Origin of the sequence: Kitasatospora azatica KCTC 9699 (assembly GCF_000744785.1) — a bacterium.
GTDB lineage: Bacteria > Actinomycetota > Actinomycetes > Streptomycetales > Streptomycetaceae > Kitasatospora > Kitasatospora azatica.
This window is the reverse complement of the sequence record NZ_JQMO01000003.1, coordinates 1,439,486-1,465,400: the sequence shown is the minus strand read 5'-3', so window position 1 is coordinate 1,465,400 and position 25,915 is coordinate 1,439,486. Positions and strand designations below refer to the sequence as shown.

At 72.7% G+C, this 25,915-nt stretch carries 2 protein-coding genes; both read left to right on the top strand.

Annotated features, from left to right (window positions below):
- The first annotated feature begins 8 nt into the window (after nt 1-8).
- Nucleotides 9-10,049: a type I polyketide synthase gene (locus tag BR98_RS17390; RefSeq protein ID WP_063774797.1), complete on the top strand. Its 10,041-nt coding sequence runs from the start codon at nt 9-11 to the stop codon at nt 10,047-10,049.
- Nucleotides 10,050-10,110: 61 nt separating this feature from the next.
- Complete coding sequence (locus tag BR98_RS41400) at nt 10,111-25,866, top strand: type I polyketide synthase (RefSeq protein WP_035845805.1); 15,756 nt, start codon at nt 10,111-10,113, stop codon at nt 25,864-25,866.
- Nucleotides 25,867-25,915: the final 49 nt, after the last annotated feature.

The window sequence follows — 25,915 nt, the reverse complement described above, 5'->3', positions numbered from 1 at the left end:
CGGCAGTAATGCAGAACGAGGACAAGCTGCGCACGTACCTCAAGCGGGTGACCGCCGAGCTGACCGACACCCGCCAGCGCCTGCGGGCACTGGAGGAGGCCGCACCCGAGCCGATCGCCATCGTGAGCGTGAGCTGCCGCTACCCCGGTGGCGTGCAGTCGCCGGAGGACCTGTGGCGCCTGGTCGCCGAGGGGCGGGACGCGGTCTCGGGGTTCCCCGACAACCGTGGCTGGGACCTGGACGGGCTGTACGACCCCGACCCGGACCGCCTGCACAAGAGCTACGTGCGCGAAGGCGGGTTCCTGCACGAGAGCGACCACTTCGACGCGGACTTCTTCGGCATCAACCCCCGGGAAGCGGTCACCATCGACCCGCAGCAGCGCCTGCTGCTGGAGACCTCTTGGGAGACGGTGGAGCGGGCGGGCATCGACCCGACCTCGCTGGCCGGCAGCCGGACCGGCGTCTTCGCCGGCGTGATGTACGGCGACTACGGCTCCCGCGTCCAGGACGCGCCGGACGGGCTCGAGGGCTACCTCATCAACGGCAGCGCGGGCAGCATCGCCTCGGGCCGGATCGCCTACACGCTGGGCCTGGAGGGTCCCGCGGTGACGGTCGACACCGCGTGCTCGTCCTCGCTGGTCGCCCTGCACCTGGCGGTCCAGGCACTGCGCAACGGCGAGTGCGACCTCGCGCTCGCGGGCGGCGTGACCGTGCTCTCCACCCCCGGCGTCTTCGTGGAGTTCAGCCGCCAGCGCGGGCTGTCCGCCGACGGTCGCTGCAAGTCCTTCGCGGCGGCGGCGGACGGGACCGGCTGGGGCGAGGGCGTCGGCATGCTCCTGGTGGAGCGGCTCTCGGACGCTCGGCGCAACGGGCACCCGATCCTCGCGGTAGTGCGCGGCACGGCCGTGAACCAGGACGGCGCGAGCAACGGGCTCACCGCGCCGAACGGCCCGGCGCAGCAACGCGTCATCCGCCAGGCGCTGACCAACGCCGGTCTGACGGCTGCTCAGGTCGACGCGGTGGAGGCGCACGGCACGGGCACCACGCTGGGCGACCCGATCGAGGCACAGGCATTGATCGCGACCTACGGGCAGGAGCGGGCAGCGGACCGGCCGCTGTTCCTGGGCTCGTTGAAGTCGAACATCGGCCACACCCAGGCGGCCGCCGGTGTCGGCGGGATCATCAAGATGGTCGAGGCGATCCGGCACGGGATGCTGCCGAAGACGCTGCACGTGGACGAGCCGACGCCGCAGGTGGACTGGTCGGCCGGCGCGGTCGAGCTGCTGACCGAGGCGATGACCTGGCCGGAGACCGGCGAGCCGCGCCGGGCGGCGGTGTCCTCGTTCGGCGTGAGCGGGACCAACGCGCACGTCATCCTGGAGCAGGCACCCGCCCGCGAGAGCGAGCCGACCGCCGAGGTCACGATGTCCGGCGCCCTGCCCTGGCTCATCTCCGGCCGCACTGCTGACGCTGTCCAGGCCCAGGCCCAGCGCCTGCTGGAGCACGTCCAGGCGCACCCCGAGCTGAAGCCGCTCGACGTCGCGTACTCCCTCGCCACCACCCGCACCACCTTCGAGCACCGCGCCGCCATCATCGGGGACAGCCACGAGACCCTCCTCGACGGCCTGGCGGCGCTCGCGACCGGCCAGGAGAACCCGAACCTCGTGCGCGGCACCGGCACGGGTGGGCGCACGGTGTTCGTGTTCCCCGGTCAGGGTGCGCAGTGGGCCGGGATGGCCGTCGAACTGCTCGACACCTCGCCGGTGTTCGCGCAGCGGATCGCCGAGTGCGAGCAGGCCCTGGCGCCGTTCGTGGACTGGTCGTTGACCGGCGTGCTGCGCGAAGCCGAGGGCGCGCCCTCGCTGGAGCGCGTCGACGTCGTGCAGCCCGTGCTGTTCGCCGTCATGGTCTCCCTCGCCGCCCTCTGGCAGTCCTACGGCGTCCAGCCCGCTGCCGTGATCGGGCACTCGCAGGGCGAGATCGCCGCCGCCGTCATCGCCGGCGCCCTCACGCTCGAAGACGGCGCCCGCGTCGCGGCCCTGCGCAGCAAGGCCATCACCGCGCTCGCCGGACGCGGCGGCATGCTCTCCATCCCCCTCCCCCTGAACGAGATCCAGGCCGAACTGGCCACCCGCCCCGACGGCGGCCTCGCCATCGCCGCCGTCAACGGCCCGACCTCGATCGTCGTATCGGGCGAGACCCAGGCGCTGGACCAGCTCCAGGCCCACTATCAGGCGGAGGGTGTGCGCGCCCGCCGGATCCCCGTCGACTACGCCTCCCACTCACCCCAGGTCGAAGACCTCGAAGCCGAACTCGCGGACCTGCTGGCCGACCTGGCGCCACGCGAGGCCCAGGTGGCATTCCACTCCACCGTCACCACCATGCCGATGGACACCACCACCCTCGACGGCGCGTACTGGTACCGCAACCTGCGCCAGACCGTCCGCTTCGAAGAGACCGTCCGCGCCCTCATCGACCAGGGCCACACCACCTTCATCGAGATCAGCCCCCACCCCGTCCTCACCTACGGCATCGAGGAAACCTCCAGCGACGTCCTCATCACCGGCACCCTGCGCCGAAACGAAGGCGGCCAGCAGCGCTTCCTCACCTCCCTGGCCACCCTCCACACCCACGGCCACCCCACCGACCTCAGCGGGCTCCTCGCCGGCGGCACCGCCGTCGCGCTGCCCACCTACGCCTTCCAGCACCAGCGCTACTGGCTGGACGCCTCCAGCGCCGCCGACGTCACCTCCGCCGGCCTGAGCAGCGCCACCCACCCCCTGCTCGGCGCCGTCGTCGAACTGCCCGACAGCGAGAGCTTCCTGTTCACCGGCCGGCTCTCCCTCGGCACCCACCCGTGGCTGGCCGACCACGCCGTCAACGGCACCGTCATCCTCCCCGGCACCGCCTACGTCGAACTCGCCCTCCACGCCGGCGACCACACCGGCTGCGACCTGCTGGAAGAGCTCACCCTCCACGCTCCGCTCGTTCTCCCCACCACCGGCGCCACCCGCCTCCAGGTCGCCGTCAGCACCCCCGACGACACCGGCCGACGCACCATCACCATCCACTCCCAGCCGTACGCCGATACCGACCCCAGCCCGTGGACCCAGCACGCCACCGGCGTCCTGTCGACCGGCCGACCGGCCGAGCCGGTCGAGCTCTCCGTCTGGCCGCCCGCCGATGCCGTCGCGGTGGACCTCACCGGTCGCTACGACGCCCTCGACCAGGCCGGTTACGAGTACGGCCCCGCCTTCCAGGGCCTGCGGGCGGCCTGGCGACGCGGCCAGGAGGTATTCGCCGACGTGGCGCTGCCGGAGGGCCCGCAGGGGGAGGCTGATCAGTTCGGCCTGCACCCCGCGCTGCTCGACGCCGCGCTGCACGCCCTCGGGCTGGGCGGCTTCTTCCGCGAGAGCGACCGGCCGAGGCTGCCGTTCGCCTGGCGCGGCGTCACGCTGCACGCCGTCGGCGCCGCCGCCCTGCGGGTGCAGGTGTCCGCCGCCGGCCCGGAGACCGTCACCCTCACCATCGCCGACAACACCGGCGCCCCGGTCGCCACGATCGAGGCGCTCACACTGCGCGAGGTGACGTCCGATCAGCTCAGCGACTCCGCAGCCGCGCTGCACGATGCGCTGTTCCGGCTGGACTGGACGACCGTTGCGGCTCTCGGCAACCCGGCCGGTGCGCCCGAGGCCCTGAGCCTCGTCGGCCCCGACGCCTTCGACCTGGCGGCGGCCTTCGGGGACGTGCCGGCCTTCGCCGACCTGGCCGCGCTGGGCGAGGCGGTCCAGGCCGGTGCGGCGGCTCCCGAGGTGGTCTTCGCCGCCTGCGTGGCGCCGCTCACGGGCGCCGAGGAGCTGACGGCCCGGGCGCACCAGAGCACCGAGCATGTGCTGACGCTGCTTCAGGAGTGGCTCGGCGACGAGCGCTTCGCCGCGTCCCGGCTGGTCCTGCTGACCCGGGGCGCGGTCGCCTTGGACGGCGGCGAGGCGATCGAGCAGCTCGCGGCCGCCCCGGCCTGGGGCCTGGTCCGCTCCGCGCAGTCGGAGAACCCCGACCGGTTCGTCCTGCTGGACGTGCCGACCGGAGAGCCGCTGACGGCCGATACCCTGCGGGCCGCCCTGGCCGCCGGGGAGCCGCAGTTGGCGCTGCGCTCCGGCGTGTTGCGCGCGCCGCGCCTGGCCCGCACCGGGCGCTCCGACCGAACCGCCGCCCCCGCCCTGAACCCCGCCGGCACGGTGCTGATCACCGGCGCCAGTGGCACGCTGGGCGCCCTGGTGGCCCGTCACCTGGTGACCGAACACGGCGCGCGGCACCTGCTGCTGGTCAGCCGCAGTGGCGCCACGGCCCCCGGCGCGGACGAGCTGTCGGCCGAACTCACCGCGCTCGGCGCCTCGGTGACCATCGCCGCCTGCGACATCGCGGACCGCGCGGCCCTCGCCGAGCTGCTCGCGACCATCCCCGCCGAGCACCCGCTCAACGCGGTCGTGCACGCGGCAGGCGTACTGGACGACGGCGTGATCGCCTCCCTGACGCCCGAGCGGATCCACCGCACGCTGCGGCCCAAGGTGGACGCGGCGGTCAACCTGCACGAGCTGACCGAGCACCTGGACCTCTCCGCCTTTGTGATGTTCTCCTCCGCCGCCGGCATCTTCGGGACGGCGGGCCAGGGCAGCTACGCCGCCGGCAACGCGTTCCTGGACGCGCTCGCCCAGCAGCGCCGCGCCCGTGGACTCGCCGGCGTCTCGCTGGCCTGGAGCTTCTGGGCCCAGCGCAGCGGCATGACCGGGCACCTGGACGACGCCGACCTCGCCCGGATGGCCCGGGCCGGCATGATCGCGCTCTCCTCCGAGGAGGGCCTGGCCCTCTTCGACGCCGCGCGCGAGCTGGACGAGGCCCTGCTCCTCCCGGTCCGACTGGACACCGCGGCCTTGCAGCGCCGCGCCCGCACCGAGGGCCTGCCCGCGCTGCTGCGCGGCCTGGTCAAGGCCCCGGCCCGGCGGGCCCGCGCCGCCGCAGCCGGTCAGGAGGCCGGCGGGCTCGGCCAGCGCCTGGCCGCCCTGACCGCCGCCGACGGCCAGCGACTCTTGGTGGACCTGGTCCGCACCCACGCGGCCACCGCCCTCGGGCACCAGTCCGCCGACAGCGTCGAGGAGACCCGCGCGTTCAAGGAGCTGGGCTTCGACTCGCTCACCGCCGTCGAACTGCGCAACCGCCTCAACGCGGCCACCGGTCTGCGCCTACCGGCCACCCTTGTCTTCGACCACCCCACCCCCGAGGCCCTCGCCCGCCACCTGCTCAGCCAGTTCGCGGACACTCCCGCGAGTGCGAACAGCGGTGTCGTGGTGCGGGCGAACGCGGATTCCGACGAGCCGATCGTCATCGTCGGCATGAGCTGCCGCTTCCCCGGTCAGGTCCGCACCCCCGAGGACCTCTGGCAGCTCGTCGCCGAGGGTCGCGACGCGATCGGCGCGCTCCCGGCCGACCGGGGCTGGGACCTGGACGGGCTCTACGACCCGGACCCGGACCGGCCCGGCACGTCCTACGTGCGCGAGGGCGGATTCCTGTACGACGCGGCGGAGTTCGACGCCTCGTTCTTCGGCATCAGCCCGCGTGAGGCGCTGGCGATGGACCCGCAGCAGCGGCTGCTGCTGGAGTCGTCCTGGGAGGCCCTGGAGCAGGCGGGCATCGACCCGGCCTCGCTGCGCGGCAGCCGGACCGGCGTCTTCACCGGGCTGATGTACCACGAGTACGCCTCACGCCTGACGGCTGTCCCCGACGGCCTCGAGGGCTACCTGGGCAGCGGCAGCGCCGGCAGCATCGCGTCCGGCCGGGTGGCGTACGCGCTGGGCCTGGAGGGCGCCGCGCTGACGGTGGACACGGCGTGCTCGTCCTCGCTGGTCGCCCTGCACCTCGCTGTGCAGGCGCTGCGCAACGGCGAGTGCGACCTGGCGCTGGCCGGCGGCGTGACGGTGATGTCCACCCCCGACACCTTTGTGGAGTTCAGCCGCCAGCGCGGCCTGGCTACCGACGGCCGCTGCAAGTCCTTCGCGGCGGCGGCGGACGGGACCGGGTGGTCCGAGGGCGTCGGCATGCTCCTGGTGGAGCGGCTCTCGGACGCCCAGCGCAACGGGCACCAGGTGCTGGCCGTGGTGCGGGGCAGTGCCGTGAACCAGGACGGGGCGAGCAACGGGCTCACCGCGCCCAACGGGCCCTCGCAGCAGCGGGTGATCCGCCAGGCACTCGCCAGTGCTCGGTTGACGCCGGGTCAGGTCGACGCGGTGGAGGCACACGGGACCGGCACCACGCTGGGTGACCCGATCGAGGCGGACGCGCTGCTCGCGACGTATGGCCAGGAGCGGCCGGAGGGCCGGCCGTTGCTGCTGGGGTCGTTGAAGTCGAACATCGGCCACGCCCAGGCGGCGGCCGGTGTCGGTGGCGTGATCAAGATGGTCATGGCGATGCGGCACGGTGTGCTGCCCATGACGCTGCACGTGGACGAGCCGACGCCCGAGGTCGACTGGTCGGCGGGTGCTGTTGAGCTGCTGACCGAGGCCACGGCGTGGCCGGAGACCGGCGAACCCCGCCGGGCCGCCGTGTCCTCGTTCGGTCTGAGTGGGACGAACGCGCACGTGATCCTGGAGCAGGCACCCGCCCGGGAGGCCGAGCCGACTGTTGAGGTGCCGGCGCCCGCCGTCCTGCCCTGGCTCCTCTCCGGGCGCACGGCGGAGGCGGTCCGGGCGCAGGCGCAGCGGCTGCTGGAGCATGTGCGGGACAACGAGGCCTCGGCGCTGGATGTGGCGTACTCGCTGGCGACGACGCGTTCGGCGTTCGAGCACCGGGCGGCCGTGGTCGCCGACAGCCGGGAGGCCTTCCTCGACGGACTGGCCGCGCTGGCCGAGGGCCGGGATGCGGCTGGTGTGGTGCGCGGGCAGGCCGGACGCGGAAAACTCGCCTTCCTCTTCTCCGGGCAGGGCAGCCAGCGCGCCGGGATGGGACGCGAACTCTACGACGCCTTCCCCGTGTTCGCCGCAGCCTTCGACCAGGTGTGCGCCGAGCTGGACAGGCACCTCGACACGCCGCTGCGCGAGGTCGTCTTCGGCGACAGCGGATTGATCGACCAGACCGCCTACACGCAGGCCTCCCTGTTCGCGCTGGAGACCGCGCTGTTCCGGCTCGTCGAGTCCTGGGGAATCCGGCCGGACTTCCTCGCCGGGCACTCCATCGGCGAGGTCACCGCCGCCCACCTCGCCGGCCTGTGGACCCTCCAGGACGCCGCGACCCTGGTCGCCGCACGCGGACGCCTCATGCAGGCCCTCCCCACCGGCGGCGCCATGATCGCCGTCCAGGCCACCGAAGACGAGATCACCCCCCACCTCACCGACCGCATCTCCATCGCCGCCATCAACGGCCCCAACTCGATCGTCCTGTCCGGGGACGATGACACCGTCACCAGCGTCGCCCAGATCTTCGCGGACCAAGGACGCAAAACCCGCCGCCTGCGGGTCAGCCACGCCTTCCACTCCCCCCACATGGACCCGATGCTCGACCAGTTCCGAGCCATCGCCTCCTCCCTCACCTACAACCAGCCGACCATCCCCCTGGTCTCCAACCTCACCGGCACCCTCGCCGACCCCCAGGACCTCCAGACCCCCGACTACTGGGTCCGACACGTCCGCGAAACCGTCCGCTACACCCACGCCATCACCACCCTCGCCACCGAAGGCGCAACCACCTTCCTGGAACTCGGCCCCGACACCGTCCTGACCGCCATGACCCAGGACACCCTCGACAACGCCACCACCATCCCCCTCCTGCGCGCCAACCGCCCCGAACCCCACACCGCCACCCGCGCCCTCGCCGAACTCCACACCACCGGCACCACCATCAACTGGAACGCCTACTACGCGGGCACCGGCGCCACCACCACCCCCCTGCCCACCTACGCCTTCCAACACCAGCACTACTGGCTCGAAGGAACCCCGGTCGCCAGCGACCCCACGGACCAGTCCTTCTGGGAGACCGTCGAACGCGAGGACCTCCAGGCGTTCGCTGCCACCCTCCAGCTCGACCCCGACGCCCCACTGAGCACCGTGCTCCCGGCACTGTCGACCTGGCGCAAGGACCAACGCGACCGTTCGGCCGTCGACACCTGGCGCTACCAGATCACCTGGAAGCCCCTGTCAACCACCAACAGTTCTTCTCTGTCCGGTACCTGGCTGGTCGTCACCCCCACCGACGGCCACCCGCTGCTCGACTGGACCACCCAAGCCCTGGCCGAAGGCGGCGCCACCGTCCAGACCCGCACCATCGACGCCCTCCAGAACACCAACGCCCTCCAGAACACCGACCCCTCCGGCATCGTCTCCCTGCTGGACCTCGAAGACACCCTGACACTCATCCAAACCGGCATCGACGCACCCATCTGGGCCCTCACCCAAAGCGCCGTCTCCACCACCCCCACCGAACGCATCAACAACCCCGAACAAGCACAAATCTGGGGCCTGGGCCGCGTCGCCGCCCTCGAACACCCCGACCAATGGGGCGGCCTCATCGACCTCCCCACCACAATCACCAACCACACCACCACCCAACTCACCACCGCCCTCACCAACACCACCGGCGAAGACCAACTCGCCCTACGCGACACCGCCATCCACACCCGCCGCCTCACCCACGCCCCCACCAACACCAACACCAACACCAACACCAACACCAGCACCTGGACCCCCACCGGCACCACCCTCATCACCGGCGGCACCGGAGCCCTCGGCACCCACCTCGCCCGCCACCTCGCCCACCACGGCGCCCCCCACCTCCTCCTCACCAGCCGACGCGGCCCCAACGCCCCCGGCGCCACCCAACTCACCCAAGAACTCCAAACCCTCGGCACCCGCGTCACCATCACCGCCTGCGACACCACCAACCGCCAAGCCCTCGCCAACCTCATCGCCCAACACCCCGACCTCACCGCCGTCATCCACACCGCCGGCATCCTCGACGACGCCACCATCACCACCCTCACCCCCAACCGCCTCACCACCGTCCTCACCGCCAAAGCCCACACCGCCCACCACCTCCACGACCTCACCCGCGACCACGACCTCACCGCCTTCGTCCTCTACTCCTCCATCGCCGGCACCATCGGCAGCCCCGGCCAAGCCAACTACGCCGCCGCCAACGCCTACCTCGACGCCCTCGCCCACCAACGCCACACCGACGGCCTCCCCGCCACCTCCATCGCCTGGGGCCCCTGGGCCGACACCGGCATGGCAGCGGGAAGCGGGACCGTCCAGGACACCGTGCGGCGGCTCGGGCTCTCACCGCTCGAACCCGAGTTGGCGCTGCGGGCGATGCAGCGGGCGCTCGACAGCGCCGAGCCGGTGACCGCGATCGTCGACGTCGACTGGCAGCGGTTCGCCTCCGTCCAGATGTCCGGACCCGTCCGCGGGCTGCTGTCCGACCTGCCGGAGGTCCGTCACGAGCTGCCGTCGGGCGAGGCCGAGGGCACGGACGCCGACGCCGGCTCGGCGCTGCGCCAGCGCCTGGCCGGCCTGTCCGAGTCGGAGCAGGGCCGGGTGCTCCTCGAACTGGTCCGCACGCAGGCCGCGGCCGTTCTGGGCCACGCCTCGCCGGACGGGGTGCTGCCCGGCAAGGCGTTCCGCGACGTCGGGTTCGACTCGCTGGCCGCGGTGCAACTGCGCAAGCGCCTCACCGGCGCGACCGGCCTTCGGCTGCCGGCGACGCTGGTCTTCGACTACCCCACACCGGCCGAACTCTCGAAGTACCTGCGACTGGAGATGTCGCAGGACGATCCGAGCGAGGTCGAGTCGGTCCTCCAGTACCTGGACCGGGTCGAGGCCGTGTTCGCGGCCCTGGACCCCGGCGACTCCGCACTCGGCGCCATCGAGCTGCGCCTGCAGAACATCCTCAAGGCGCACTCGCCGGGTTCGACCACCGCGGATTCCGCGACAACCTCCGAAAAGCTGATCTCGGCATCGGACGACGAAGTCTTCGATTTCATCAGCAAAGAACTCGGAATTTCGTAAGCCGGCGTCCGATCGCCATTTTGAACCACGCAAACTTCCACTCTTCCGAGGCGGCATTTCAGTGACGGGCAACAGCGACGACAAGCTCCGGTACTTCCTCAAGCGGGTGACCGGCGAGCTTCACGACGCTCGGCAGCGCTTGCAGGAACTCGAGGCCGGCGGCCAGGAGCCGCTCGCCATCGTCGGCATGAGCTGCCGCTTCCCTGGCGACGTGAACTCCCCCGAGGCGCTGTGGGAGTTGCTCGTCAACGGCGAGGACGCCGTCGCGGAGATCCCCGAGGAGCGGGGCTGGGACCTGGAGAAGCTCTACGACCCGGACCCCGACCGGATCGGCACGCTCTACACCCGGGTGGGTGCGTTCCTCCGTCAGGCCGGCGAGTTCGACGCGGAGTTCTTCGGGATCTCGCCGCGCGAGGCGCTGGCGATGGACCCTCAGCAGCGCCTGCTGCTGGAGACCTCCTGGGAGGCGATGGAGCGCGCGGGCATCGACCCGACCAGCCTGCGCGGCAGCCGGACCGGCGTCTTCGCCGGCACCAACGGCCAGGACTACGCGACGGTGCTGCGCCGCGACCCCGAGCGCTCGGAGGGGTACCTCGCCACGGGCGTGGCCGCAGCGGTCATCTCGGGCCGCCTCTCCTACACCTTCGGCCTGGAGGGCCCGGCGGTGACGGTCGACACCGCCTGCTCGTCCTCCCTGGTCGCGCTGCACCTCGCAGCTCAGGCGCTGCGGGACGGCGAGTGCGACCTGGCGCTGGCCGGCGGTGTGACCGTCATGGCGACTCCCGAGGCGTTCGTGGAGTTCAGCCGGCAGCGTGCGCTCTCGGAGGACGGCCGCTGCAAGGCGTTCTCCTCGGACGCGGACGGCACCGGCTGGGGCGAGGGCGTCGGCATGCTCCTCGTCGAGCGGCTCTCCGACGCCCAGCGCAACGGGCACCCGATCCTCGCCGTCCTGCGCGGCAGCGCGGTGAACCAGGACGGCGCCAGCAACGGGCTCACCGCACCCAACGGGCCCTCGCAGCAGCGCGTGATCCGCCAGGCGCTGGCCAACGCCCGCTTGACGCCGGGTCAGGTCGACGCGGTCGAGGCGCACGGCACGGGGACGAAGCTCGGCGACCCCATCGAGGCCCAGGCCCTGCTCGCCACCTACGGGCAGAACCGCCCCGACGGCCGACCGCTGCACCTCGGCTCGGTGAAGTCCAACATCGGCCATACCCAGGCCGCCGCCGGCGTCGCCGGCGTCATCAAGATGGTCGAGGCGCTCCGGCACGGCATCCTGCCCAAGACCCTCCACGTCAACGAGCCCTCCCCGCACATCGACTGGTCCGCCGGCGCGGTCGAACTCCTCACCGAGGCGACGACCTGGCCCGAGACCGGCGAACCCCGCCGGGCCGCCGTCTCAGCCTTCGGCGTGAGCGGCACCAACGCGCACGTCATCCTGGAGCAGGCACCCGCCCGCGAGAGCGAGCCGACCGCCGAGGTCACGGCGCCCGGCGCGCTGCCCTGGCTCATCTCCGGCCGCACCACCGACGCCGTCCAGGCCCAGGCCCAGCAGCTACTGACCCACCTTCAGGCGAACCCCGAGCTCAGCCCGCTCGACGTCGCCCACTCCCTCGCCACCACCCGCACCGCCTTCGAGCACCGCGCCGCCATCATCGGCGACAGCCACGAGACCCTCCTCGACGGCCTGGCCGCGCTCGCGACCGGCCAGGAGAACCCGAACCTGGTGCGCGGCACGGCGCCGGGTGAGGCCGGCCGGGTGGTGTTCGTGTTCCCCGGTCAGGGTGCGCAGTGGGCCGGGATGGCGGTCGAACTGCTGGACTCGTCCGAGGTGTTCGCGCAGCGGATCGCGGAGTGCGAGCAGGCGCTGGCGCCGTTCGTGGACTGGTCGTTGACCGGCGTGCTGCGCGAAGCCGAGGGGGCTCCGTCGCTGGAGCGCGTCGACGTCGTGCAGCCCGTGCTGTTCGCCGTCATGGTCTCCCTCGCCGCCCTGTGGCAGTCCTACGGCGTCCAGCCCGCTGCCGTGATCGGGCACTCGCAGGGCGAGATCGCCGCCGCCGTCGTCGCCGGGGCCCTCACGCTCGAAGACGGCGCCCGCGTCGCGGCCCTGCGCAGCAAGGCCATCACCGCGCTCGCCGGACGCGGCGGCATGCTCTCCATCCCCCTCCCCCTGGCGGCCGTCGAGCAGGAGCTGGCCACCCGCCCCGACGGCGGCCTCGCCATCGCCGCCGTCAACGGCCCGACCTCCATCGTCGTGTCGGGCGAGACCCAGGCGCTGGACGAGCTCCAGGCCCACTACGAGAACGCAGGCGTACGCGCCCGCCGCATCCCCGTCGACTACGCCTCCCACTCACCCCAAGTCGAAGACCTCGAAGCCGAACTCGCCGTCCTGCTGGCTAATTTGGCGCCGGGCGAGGCTCAGGTGGCGTTCCACTCCACCGTCACCACCGAACTCACCGACACCACCACCCTCGACGGCGCGTACTGGTACCGCAACCTGCGCCAGACCGTCCGCTTCGAAGAGACCGTCCGCGCCCTCATCGACCAGGGCCACACCACCTTCATCGAGATCAGCCCCCACCCCGTCCTCACCTACGGCATCGAGGAAACCTCCAGCGACGTCCTCATCACCGGCACCCTGCGCCGCAACGAAGGCGGCCACCACCGCTTCCTCACCTCCCTGGCCACCCTCCACACCCACGGCCACCCCACCGACCTAGCCTCCCTCCTCACCGGCGGCACCCCGGTCCTGCTGCCCACCTACGCCTTCCAGCACCAGCACTACTGGCTCGACGCCCTCCAGGCCGGCACCGCCGACGTCACCTCCGCCGGCCTGAGCAGCGCCACCCACCCCCTGCTCGGCGCCGTCATCAAGCCCGCCGACACCGACACCCTGCTCCTCACCGGCCGGCTCTCCCTCACCACCCACCCCTGGCTCGCCGACCACGCCGTCAACGGCACCGTCATCCTCCCCGGCACCGCCTACGTCGAACTCGCCCTCCACGCCGGCGACCACACCAACACCACCCACCTCGAAGAACTCACCCTCCACACCCCGCTCACCCTCCACACCACCGGCGCCACCCGCCTCCAGGTCGCCGTCAGCACCCCCGACGACACCGGCCGACGCACCATCACCATCCACTCCCAGCCGGACAGCGACACCGATGTCCCCAGCTGGACCACCCACGCCATCGGCACCCTCAGCGGTCAGCCCGCGCACGCGGCCGCCGATCTGACGGCCTGGCCCCCGACCGGCGCCACCCCGATCGACGTCAGCGAGCTCTACTCCAGCCTCGACCAGGCCGGCTACGGCTACGGCCTCGCCTTCCAGGGCCTGCACACCGCCTGGCAGCACGACGGCAGCATCTACGCCGAGGTCACGCTCCCGGAGGGCCCGCAGGCGGAGGCCGACCGGTACGGCCTGCACCCCGCGCTGCTCGACGCCGCGCTGCACGCCGTCGGGCTGGGCGGCTTCTTCCCGGCGAGCGAGCGGACCCGCCTGCCGTTTGCCTGGCGCGGCGTCACGCTGCACGCCGTCGGCGCCACCGCCCTGCGGGTGCAGGTGTCCGCCACCGGTCCGGAGACCGTCACCCTCACCATCGCCGACAACACCGGCGCCCCGGTCGCCACGATCGGGGGACTCACCCTGCGTGAGGTGACGGCCGGTCAGCTCGGCAGTGCCGGCTCGCACCGTGACTCCTCGCTCTTCCGCCTCGACTGGGCACCGCTCGCCGCGCCGACGGAGCGTCAGGACGCGCCGTCCGGGTGGATCGTGCTGGGCGCCGACGCGCTGGGCCTGGCCGACGGCCTGGCCGGTGCGGGGGTTCCGGTGTCCCGGCACGCCGGGGTGGGCAGGCTGCGCTCGGCCCTGGACGCCGGGCTCGGCCTCCCGGCCACCGTCCTGCTGCCCTGCGCGCCCGAGAACAGCGCCGGCTCGGCCGGTGACCTCGCGGACGCGGTCCGCGCGGCGCTGCACGAGGTGCTGGAGACCGTCCAGGCCTGGCTGGCCGACGACCGGTTCGCCTCGTCCCGGCTGGTCCTGGTGACCCGTGGCACGGCGGCCACCCGAGCCGGCGAGGACCTGTCGGACCTGGTGGGCGCCGCCGTGTGGGGCCTGATCCGCTCCGCCCAGTCGGAGAACCCGGACCGGTTCGCCCTGGTGGACCTGGACGCCGATCCAGCCTCGCTGCTCGCCCTGCCCGGCGCCGCAGCCGCCGTGGTCGACAGCGGCGAGACCCAGCTGGCCGTACGGGACGGCCGGCTGTTCGCCCCGCGCGTGGCCCGCGCGGCCTCGGGCGAGCTGCTCGCACCCCCGGTCGGGGCGGACGGCTGGCGGCTGGACGTCCGTCAGCAGGGAACGCTCGACGCGCTGGCGCTGATCGAGCACCCGGCGGCGGTGGCGCCGCTCGCCTCCGGTGAGGTGCGGGTCACCGTGCGCGCCGCCGGATTGAACTTCCGTGACGTCGTGCTGGCCCTGGGCATGGTGCCCGACCAGGACGTGATGGGCAGCGAGGCGGCGGGCCTGGTGGCCGAGGTGGGCCCGGGCGTGACCGACCTCGCCCCGGGCGACCGGGTGATGGGCCTGTTCGCGGGCTCCTTCGGCCCGGTCGCGGTCACCGACCGCCGGATGCTGGTCCGGATGCCGCGGGACTGGTCGTTCGAGCAGGCGGCGTCCATCCCGATCGTCTTCTTGACCGCCTACTACGGCCTGCACGACCTGGCTCGCCTGCAGCCCGGCGAGCGGGTGCTGGTGCACGCGGCCGCCGGCGGGGTCGGCATGGCCGCGACCCAGCTGGCCCGCCACTGGGGTGCCGAGGTCTACGGCACCGCCAGCTTCGGCAAGTGGGACACCCTGCGCGCCCTGGGCCTGGACGACGCCCACATCGCCAACTCCCGCACCCTGGACTTCGAGCAGACCTTCCTGGACGCCACCGGCGGCCGGGGCATGGACGTCGTGCTGGACTCGCTGGCCCGCGAGTTCGTGGACGCCTCGCTGCGGCTGCTGCCGCGCGGCGGCCGCTTCCTGGAGATGGGCAAGGCCGACAAGCGCGACCCCGAGGCGGTCGCGGCCGCGCACCAGGGCGTCGCCTACCAGGCGTTCGACCTGGCCGAGGCCGGTCCGGACCGGATCCAGGAGATGCTCACCGAGCTGCTCGCGCTCTTCGAGCAAGGCGTGCTGACGCCGCTGCCCGTCACCACCTGGCACATCAGCCGGGCTCCCGAGGCGTTCCGCCACCTGAGCCAGGCCCGGCACGTGGGCAAGGTTGTGCTGACCATGCCCCGCACCCTGGCGGCGGACGGCACGGTGCTGATCACCGGCGGCACCGGGACGCTGGGCGCCCTGGTGGCTCGTCACCTGGTGACCGAACACGGCGCGCGGCACCTGCTGCTGGTCAGCCGCAGTGGCGCCACGGCCCCCGGCGCGGACGAGCTGTCGGCTGAACTCACCGCGCTCGGCGCCTCGGTGACCATCGCCGCCTGCGACATCGCGGACCGCGCGGCCCTCGCCGAGCTGCTCGCGACCATCCCCGCCGAGCACCCGCTGGACGCCGTGGTACACACCGCCGGGCTGCTGGACGACGGCCTGGTCTCCGCGCTGACCCCGGAGCGGGTCGCCCCGGTGCTGCGGCCCAAGGTGGACGCGGCGGTCAACCTGCACGAGCTGACCGAGCACCTGGACCTCTCCGCCTTTGTGATGTTCTCCTCCGCCGCCGGCGTCTTCGGCAACCCCGGCCAGGGCAGCTACGCCGCCGGCAACGCGTTCCTGGACGCGCTCGCCCAGCAGCGCCGCGCCCGTGGACTCGCCGGCGTCTCGCTGGCCTGGAGCTTCTGGGCCCAGCGCAGCGGCATGACCGGGCACCTGGACGACGCCGACCTCGCCCGGATGGCCCGGGCCGGCATGATCGCGCTCTCCTCCGAGGAGGGCCTGGCCCTCTTCGACGCCGCGCGCGAGCTGGACGAGGCCCTGCTCCTCCCGGTCCGACTGGACACCGCGGCCTTGCAGCGCCGCGCCCGCACCGAGGGCCTGCCCGCGCTGCTGCGCGGCCTGGTCAAGGCCCCGGCCCGGCGGGCCCGCGCCGCCGCAGCCGGTCAGGAGGCCGGCGGGCTCGGCCAGCGCCTGGCCGCCCTGACCGCCGCCGACGGCCAGCGACTCTTGGTGGACCTGGTCCGCACCCACGCGGCCACCGCCCTCGGGCACCAGTCCGCCGACAGCGTCGAGGAGACCCGCGCGTTCAAGGAGCTGGGCTTCGACTCGCTCACCGCCGTCGAACTGCGCAACCGCCTCAACGCGGCCACCGGTCTGCGCCTACCGGCCACCCTTGTCTTCGACCACCCCACCCCCGAGGCCCTCGCCCGCCACCTGCTCAGCCAGTTCGCGGACACTCCCGCGAGTGCGAACAGCGGTGTCGTGGTGCGGGCGAACGCGAACGCTGGCGGGGACGCGAACGCGGACGAGCTGATCGCCATCGTCGGCATGAGCTGCCGCTACCCCGGCCAGATCCGCACCCCCGACGACCTCTGGCAGCTCGTCGCGACCGGCGGCGACGGGATCGCGGGCTTCCCCATGGACCGTGGCTGGGACGTGGAGAACCTCTACCACCCGGATCCGGACCGCTCCGGCAAGTCCTACGTCCGCGAGGGCGGGTTCCTCTACGACGCCGCCGGGTTCGACGCCTCGTTCTTCGGCATCAGCCCGCGTGAGGCGCTGGCGATGGACCCGCAGCAGCGGCTGCTGCTGGAGTCGTCCTGGGAGGCCCTGGAGCAGGCGGGCATCGACCCGGCCTCGCTGCGCGGCAGCCGGACCGGCGTCTTCGCCGGCGCGTCGTCGCAGAACTACGCCACCGGCCTCCAGCAGTCGCTGGAGAGCACCGAGGGCTACTTCCTCACGGGCAGCGCGACGGCGGCGGTCTCCGGCCGGGTGGCGTACGCGCTGGGCCTGGAGGGCGCCGCGCTGACGGTGGACACGGCCTGCTCGTCCTCGCTGGTCGCCCTGCACCTCGCTGTACAGGCGCTGCGCAACGGCGAGTGCGACCTGGCGCTCGCGGGTGGCGTGTCCATCATGTCCACCCCCGCCCTCTTCATCGAGTTCAGCCGCCAGCGTGGCCTCTCGCCGGACGGCCGCTGCAAGTCCTTCGCGGCGGCGGCGGACGGGACCGGGTGGTCCGAGGGCGTCGGCATGCTGCTCGTGGAGCGCCTCTCGGACGCCCAGCGCAACGGGCACCAGGTGCTGGCCGTGGTGCGGGGCAGTGCCGTGAACCAGGACGGGGCGAGCAACGGGCTCACCGCCCCGAACGGCCCGTCGCAGCAGCGGGTGATCCGCCAGGCACTCGCCAGTGCTCGACTGACGGCACGTCAGGTCGACGCGGTGGAGGCACACGGGACGGGTACCCGGCTGGGCGACCCGATCGAGGCGCAGGCGCTGCTCGCCACCTACGGGCAGGAGCGGCCGGAGGACCGGCCGTTGCTGCTGGGGTCGTTGAAGTCGAACATCGGCCACGCCCAGGCGGCGGCCGGTGTCGCCGGCGTCATCAAGATGGTCATGGCGATGCGGCACGGTGTGCTGCCCAAGACGCTGCACGTGGACGAGCCGTCCCCGCAGATCGACTGGTCCGAGGGCGCGGTCGAGCTGCTGACCGAGGCCACGGCCTGGCCCGAGACGGGCGAGCCGCGCCGGGCCGGGGTGTCGGCGTTCGGCGTGAGTGGGACCAACGCGCACGTGATCCTGGAGCAGGCCGAGCAGGCTGCTGACGTTGCATCAGAAGATGGTGTTGCCGCCCCGGCGGTGCTGCCGTGGCTGATCTCCGGCCGCACGGCGGAGGCGGTCCGGGCGCAGGCGCAGCGGCTGCTGGAGCATGTGCGGGACAACGAGGCCTCGGCGCTGGATGTGGCGTACTCGCTGGCGACGACGCGTTCGGCGTTCGAGCACCGGGCGGCCGTGGTCGCCGACAGCCGGGAGGCCTTCCTCGACGGACTGGCCGCGCTGGCCGAGGGCCGGGATGCGGCTGGTGTGGTGCGCGGGCAGGCCGGACGCGGAAAACTCGCCTTCCTGTTCTCCGGTCAGGGCAGCCAGCGGGCCGGGATGGGACGCGAACTCTACGACGCGTTCCCCGTGTTCGCCGCAGCCTTCGACCAGGTGTGCGCCGAGCTGGACAAGCACCTCGACACCCCGCTGCGCGAGGTCGTCTTCGGCGACAGCGGGTTGATCGACCAGACCGCCTACACGCAGGCCTCCCTGTTCGCGCTGGAGACCGCCCTGTTCCGGCTCGTCGAGTCCTGGGGAATCCGGCCGGACTTCCTCGCCGGGCACTCCATCGGCGAGGTCACCGCCGCCCACCTCGCCGGCCTGTGGACCCTCCAGGACGCCGCGACCCTGGTCGCCGCACGCGGACGCCTCATGCAGGCCCTCCCCACCGGCGGCGCCATGATCGCCGTCCAGGCCACCGAAGACGAGATCACCCCCCACCTCACCGACCGCATCTCCATCGCCGCCATCAACGGCCCCAACTCGATCGTCCTGTCCGGGGACGACGACACCATCACCAGCGTCGCCCAGATCTTCGCGGACCAAGGACGCAAAACCCGCCGCCTGCGGGTCAGCCACGCCTTCCACTCCCCCCACATGGACCCGATGCTCGACCAGTTCCGAGCCATCGCCTCCTCCCTCACCTACAACCAGCCGACCACCCCCCTGGTCTCCAACCTCACCGGCACCCTCGCCGACCCCCAGGACCTCCAGACCCCCGACTACTGGGTCCGACACGTCCGCGAAACCGTCCGCTACACCCACGCCATCACCACCCTCGCCACCGAAGGCGCAACCACCTTCCTGGAACTCGGCCCCGACACCGTCCTGACCGCCATGACCCAGGACACCCTCCCCGACACGAACACCCTGGCCCTGCTCCGCGCCAACCGCCCCGAAGAGCGCAACATCACCGGTGCCCTCGCGGAGTTGCACGCGACCGGCACCCCCGTCGACTGGTCCGCCTACTACGCGGGCACCGGCGCCGCCACGACCGCCCTGCCCACCTACGCCTTCCAACACCAGCACTACTGGCTCGAAGGTCCTGAGGAGACGTCGGCAGACGAGGTAGTCGACACGACGGACGCCCAGTTCTGGCAGGCCGTGGAGGATCAGGACTTCGAAGCCCTCGCTGCCACCCTCCAGCTCGACCCCGACGCCCCACTGAGCACCGTCCTGCCCGCGCTCTCCACCTGGCGCAAGGACCAACGCGACCGTTCGGCCGTCGACACCTGGCGCTACCAGATCACCTGGAAGCCCCTCACCACGACCAGCACCGGCAACCTCACCGGTACCTGGCTGGTCGTCACCCCCACCGACGGCCACCCGCTGCTCGACTGGACCACCCAAGCCCTCACCACCGCCGGCGCCACCGTCCAGACCCGCACCATCGACGCCCTCCAGAACACCAACGCCCTCCAGAACACCGACCCCTCCGGCATCGTCTCCCTGCTGGACCTCGAAGACACCCTGACACTCATCCAAACCGGCATCGACGCACCCATCTGGGCCCTCACCCAAAGCGCCGTCTCCACCACCCCCACCGAACGCATCAACAACCCCGAACAAGCACAAATCTGGGGCCTGGGCCGCGTCGCCGCCCTCGAACACCCCGACCAATGGGGCGGCCTCATCGACCTCCCCACCACAATCACCAACCACACCACCACCCAACTCACCACCGCCCTCACCAACACCACCGGCGAAGACCAACTCGCCCTACGCGACACCGCCATCCACACCCGCCGCCTCACCCACGCCCCCACCAACACCATCACCAGCGCCTGGACCCCCACCGGCACCACCCTCATCACCGGCGGCACCGGAGCCCTCGGCACCCACCTCGCCCGCCACCTCGCCCACCACGGCGCCCCCCACCTCCTCCTCACCAGCCGACGCGGCCCCAACGCCCCCGGCGCCACCCAACTCACCCAAGAACTCCAAACCCTCGGCACCCGCGTCACCATCACCGCCTGCGACACCACCAACCGCCAAGCCCTCGCCGACCTCATCGCCCAACACCCCGACCTCACCGCCGTCATCCACACCGCCGGCATCCTCGACGACGCCACCATCACCACCCTCACCCCCAACCGCCTCACCACCGTCCTCACCGCCAAAGCCCACACCGCCCACCACCTCCACGACCTCACCCGCGACCACGACCTCACCGCCTTCGTCCTCTACTCCTCCATCGCCGGCACCATCGGCAGCCCCGGCCAAGCCAACTACGCCGCCGCCAACGCCTACCTCGACGCCCTCGCCCACCAACGCCACACCGACGGCCTCCCCGCCACCTCCATCGCCTGGGGCCCCTGGGCCGACACCGGCATGGCAGCACAGGAGACCCCGGACGAGCGACTGCGTCGCGGCGGGCTGACCCCCATGGCGCCCGACATGGCGGTCGCCGCGCTGCAACGGGCGCTGGACCTCGGCGACCCGGCCGTGATGATCTCCGAGATCGACTGGCAGCGCTTCGCCGTCTCGTTCACCTCGACGCGGCCGAGCACCCTGTTCGACCAGGTGCCCGAGGCGCGCGCGGCTCTGGAGTCCGCACCCCAGGGCCACTCCGCCCCGGGCGACCAGGCCTCGGCCCTGCGCACGCGCCTGACCGCACTCCCCGCCACCGAGCGGGACCAGTTCCTGCTCGACCTCGTCCGCGAACAGGTCGCCCTGGTCCTGGGCCACGCGAACGCCGCCACCATCGAAGCCGGCCGCGCCTTCAAGGAACTCGGCTTCGACTCCCTCACCGCCGTCGAACTGCGCAACCGCCTCAACGCGGCCACCAACCTCAACCTCCCCGCCACCCTCGTCTTCGACCACCCCACCCCCAACGCCCTCGCCGACCACCTCCACACCGAACTCCTCGGCACCGACGACGATCTGCCGCAGAACCAGTTCAACTCCACCACGAGCAACAGCGACGAACCGCTGGCCATCATCGGCATGAGCTGCCGCTTCCCCGGGGAGGCCAACTCCCCCGACGAGCTCTGGCAGTTGCTCACCAGCGGCACCGACGCCGTCGCCAGCTTCCCCACCACCCGTGGCTGGGACCTCCAGACCCTCTTCAGTTCCGACCCCGAGCAGCCCGGCACGACGTACGCCCGGAACGGCGGATTCCTGCACGGAGCCCCGGAGTTCGACGCGGAGTTCTTCGGGATCTCGCCGCGCGAGGCGCTGGCGATGGACCCGCAGCAGCGCCTGCTGCTGGAGACCTCCTGGGAGACGGTGGAGCGCGCGGGCATCGACCCCACCTCGCTGCGTGGCAGCCGCACCGGCGTCTTCGCCGGCACCAACGGCCAGGACTACCTCGGCCTGCTGAACGAGGTGCCGGAAGACCTGGAGGGGTACCTGGCGACCGGCACGGCGGCCAGCGTCGTCTCGGGCCGCATCTCCTACACCATGGGCCTGGAAGGCCCGGCCATCACGGTCGACACCGCTTGCTCCTCCTCCCTGGTCGCCCTCCACATGGCCGCCCAGGCGCTGCGCAACGGCGAGTGCGACCTCGCGCTCGCGGGCGGCGTGACGGTGATGTCCACCCCGGGCATCTTCGTGGAGTTCAGCCGGCAGCGTGCGCTCTCGGAGGACGGCCGCTGCAAGGCGTTCTCCTCGGACGCGGACGGCACCGGCTGGGGCGAGGGCGTCGGCATGCTCCTCGTCGAACGCCTCTCCGACGCTCGGCGCAACGGCCACCAGGTGCTCGCCGTCCTGCGCGGCAGCGCCGTCAACCAGGACGGCGCCAGCAACGGCCTCACCGCACCCAACGGGCCCTCGCAGCAGCGCGTCATCCGCCAGGCCCTGACCAATGCGGGTCTGACGACAAGTCAGATCGACGCGGTGGAGGCGCACGGCACCGGCACCAAGCTCGGCGACCCCATCGAGGCCCAGGCCCTGCTCGCCACCTACGGGCAGAACCGCCCCGACGGCCGACCGCTGCACCTCGGCTCGGTGAAGTCCAACATCGGCCATACCCAGGCCGCCGCCGGCGTCGCCGGCGTCATCAAGATGGTCATGGCGATGCGGCACGGCCTGCTCCCGAAGACCCTCCACGTCAACGAGCCCTCCCCGCACATCGACTGGTCCGCCGGCGCGGTCGAACTCCTCACCGAGGCGATGACTTGGCCCGAGACCGGCGAACCCCGCCGGGCCGGCGTGTCGGCGTTCGGCGTGAGCGGGACCAACGCGCACGTCATCCTGGAGCAGGCACCCGCTCGCGAGAGCGAGCCGACTGCCGAGGCCGCGGCGCCTGGTGCGCTGCCGTGGCTGCTGTCCGGGCGTACGGCGGAGGCGGTGCAGGACCAGGCCCAGCGCCTGCTGACCCACCTTCAGGCGCACCCCGAGCTGAAGCCGCTCGACGTCGCCCACTCCCTCGCCACCACCCGCACCGCCTTCGAGCACCGCGCCGCCATCATCGGCGAAGGGCACGAGGGGCTGCTGGCCGGCCTGACCGCGCTCGCCGAAGGCAGCGAAGCCGACAATGTGGTGCGAGGCACGGCTTTCGGCTCCGGTGGGCGCACGGTGTTCGTGTTCCCCGGTCAGGGTGCGCAGTGGGCCGGGATGGCGGTCGAACTGCTGGACTCGTCCGAGGTGTTCGCGCAGCGGATCGCGGAGTGCGAGCAGGCGCTGGCGCCGTTCGTGGACTGGTCGTTGACCGGCGTGCTGCGCGAGGCCGAGGGTGCTCCGTCGCTGGAGCGCGTCGACGTCGTGCAGCCCGTGCTGTTCGCCGTCATGGTCTCCCTCGCCGCCCTGTGGCAGTCCTACGGCGTCCAGCCGGCCGCCGTGATCGGGCACTCGCAGGGCGAGATCGCCGCCGCCGTCGTCGCCGGCGCCCTCACGCTCGAAGACGGCGCCCGCGTCGCGGCCCTGCGCAGCAAGGCCATCACCGCGCTCGCCGGACGCGGCGGCATGCTCTCCATCCCCCTCCCCCTGGCGGCCGTCGAGCAGGAGCTGGCCACCCGCCCCGACGGCGGCCTCGCCATCGCCGCCGTCAACGGCCCCACCTCCATCGTCGTATCGGGTGAGACCCAGGCGCTGGACGAGCTCCAGGCCCACTACGAGAACGCAGGCGTACGCGCCCGCCGCATCCCCGTCGACTACGCCTCCCACTCACCCCAGGTCGAAGACCTCGAAGCCGAACTCGCCGTCCTGCTGGCCGACCTGGCGCCGGGCGAGGCCCAGGTGGCGTTCCACTCCACCGTCACCACCGAACTCACCGACACCACCACCCTCGACAGCGCGTACTGGTACCGCAACCTGCGCCAGACCGTCCGCTTCGAAGAGACCGTCCGCGCCCTCATCGACCAGGGCCACACCACCTTCATCGAGATCAGCCCCCACCCCGTCCTCACCTACGGCATCGACCAGACCGCCGAAACCACCGACAACCCCGACACCATCCTCATCACCGGCACCCTGCGCCGAAACGAAAGCAGCCACCACCGCTTCCTCACCTCCCTCACCACCCTCCACACCCACGGCCACCCCACCAACCTCACCCCCCTCCTCACCGGCGGCACCACCACCCCCCTCCCCACCTACGCCTTCCAACACCGCCACTACTGGCTCGAAGCAGCACCGACCGGCAACGCCGACCTGACCTCACACCCGACCGACGCGACGGACGCGCTGTTCTGGCAGGCGGTGGAGAACGAGGATCTCGAAGCCCTGGCAACGGAGTTCGACATCGACAGCGAGCTCGACCGGGCCCCGCTGGGCGACCTGCTGCCGACGCTGTCGATGCTCTCCTCGTGGCGTCGGCGCCGCCGGGACCGCTCGATGGTGGACTCCTGGCGCTACCGGGTGGACTGGCAGCCCGCCGCGGGGGCCGCACCGGCGGCCGTCGCCCCCGGGACCTGGCTGGTGGTGACGCCCACCGGCCGGGCCGAGGACGCGTGGGTCACGGCGGCCGTGCGGTCGCTGACCGAGGGCGGCGCCACTCCAGTCGTCCTGGAGCTGGAACCGGCCGACACGGACCGCCCCGCGCTGGCCGCGCGGCTGCGGGAGTCGTCGGCGGGCGGCGCCCCGATCGGCGGTGTGTTCTCGCTGCTCGCCCTGGACGAGGCCGCGCACGGCACGTTCTCGGTGGTTCCGCGCGCGGTGGCCGGCACGTTGCTGCTGGTCCAGGCGCTGGGCGACGCGGGTATCGAGGCGCCGCTGTGGATCGGCACCCGAGGCGCGGTGCGCGTCGGCGCGGCCGCTCACCCGGTCCGGCCGACCCAGGCTCAGCTCTGGGGCCTGGGACGGGTCGTGGGTCTGGAGCACCCGCAGCGCTGGGGCGGTCTGGTCGACCTGCCCGAGTCGCCCGACGAGCTCTCGGCCGACCGGCTGCGAGCGGCGATCTCCGGTCTCGGCGCGGCCGAGGACCAGGTCGCGGTGCGCGAGGGCGGGCTGTTCGTCCGCCGGCTCGTGCACGCCCCGCTCGGCGACACCCGCGCCCCGCGCGCCTGGAAGCCCCAGGGCACGGTGCTGATCACCGGCGGCACCGGCGGGATCGGCGCTCACGCCGCCCGCTGGCTGGCCGACAACGGCGCCGAGCACCTCGTCCTGACCAGCCGCAGCGGCTCCCAGGCCGCCGGGGCCGCCGAGTTGGCGGCCGAGCTCACCGGGCTCGGCACCCGGGTGACGATCGCCTCGTGCGACGTGGCGGACCGCGACGCGCTCGCGGCCCTGCTGGCGGAGCTGCGGAGTTCCGGCTCCCCCGTTCGCTCGGTGCTGCACGCGGCCGGTGTCGTGCGGGCCACCACGCTGGACGAGAGCGACCTGGCCGAGTTCGCCGACGTCCTGGCGGCCAAGGTCGCGGGCGCGGTCAACCTGCACGAACTGCTGCTCCAGGACGAGCTCGACGCGTTCGTGCTCTTCTCCTCCAACGCCGGTGTCTGGGGCAGCGGCGGCCAGGGGGCGTACGCAGCGGCGAACGCCTTCCTCAACGGCCTGGCCAGGCAGCGTGAGGCCGCCGGCCTGCCCGTCACCTCCGTCGCGTGGGGCTCCTGGGCCGGCGGCGGGATGGCGTCGGACGGTGCGGCGACCGAGCAGCTGCGCCGGCGCGGTGTGCTGGCGATGGCGCCGACCCTGGCCCTGGCCGCCCTCCAGCAGGCGCTCGACCACGAGGAGACCTGCCTGGTGGTGGCCGACGTGGACTGGGACCGGTTCGTGCCCGGGTTCACCGCGGCCCGTCCCCGTCCGCTGCTGGACGGGCTGCCCGAGGTCCGCCGGATCCTGGCGGCGGCGGAGAGCGGCGCCGGCGCGGAGGCCTCCGACGCGGCGGCCACCCTGGCCCAGCAGTTGGCGGGCCAGAGCACGCAGGCGCAGAACCGGGTGCTGCTGAACCTGGTCCGCGGCACGGTGGCCGCCGTGCTGGGCCACGCGAGCCAGGACACGGTCAGTGCGACGACGGCGTTCAAGGACCTGGGGCTCGACTCGCTCACCGCCGTCGAGCTGCGCAACCGCCTGAACAAGGCCACCGGCCTGCGGCTGCCGGCCGCGCTGGCCTTCGACTACCCGACCCCCACGGCGCTGGCCGACCTGCTGCGGGACCGGCTGGCCCCGGCCGGCGCACCGGCGGCGGAGAAGCCGTCCGCCTTGCAGGAGCTGGCGAAGCTGGAAACGGCCGTCGCCACCCTCCAGCCGGACGACGACGAGCTGCACTCCACGGTGGTCACCCGCCTGCAAGCGCTGCTCACCCAGCTGGGCGCCGTCCCCGGCGGCACGCACCGGGCGGCAACCGTCCAGCAGCTCGACTCCGCGACGGATGACGAGCTCTTCGACTTCATCCACGAGGAATTCGGGCGTTCCTGAATCGCCCCGCAGCAGACGCCCGAGAAATCCCGAGAACGAAAAAAGGTTG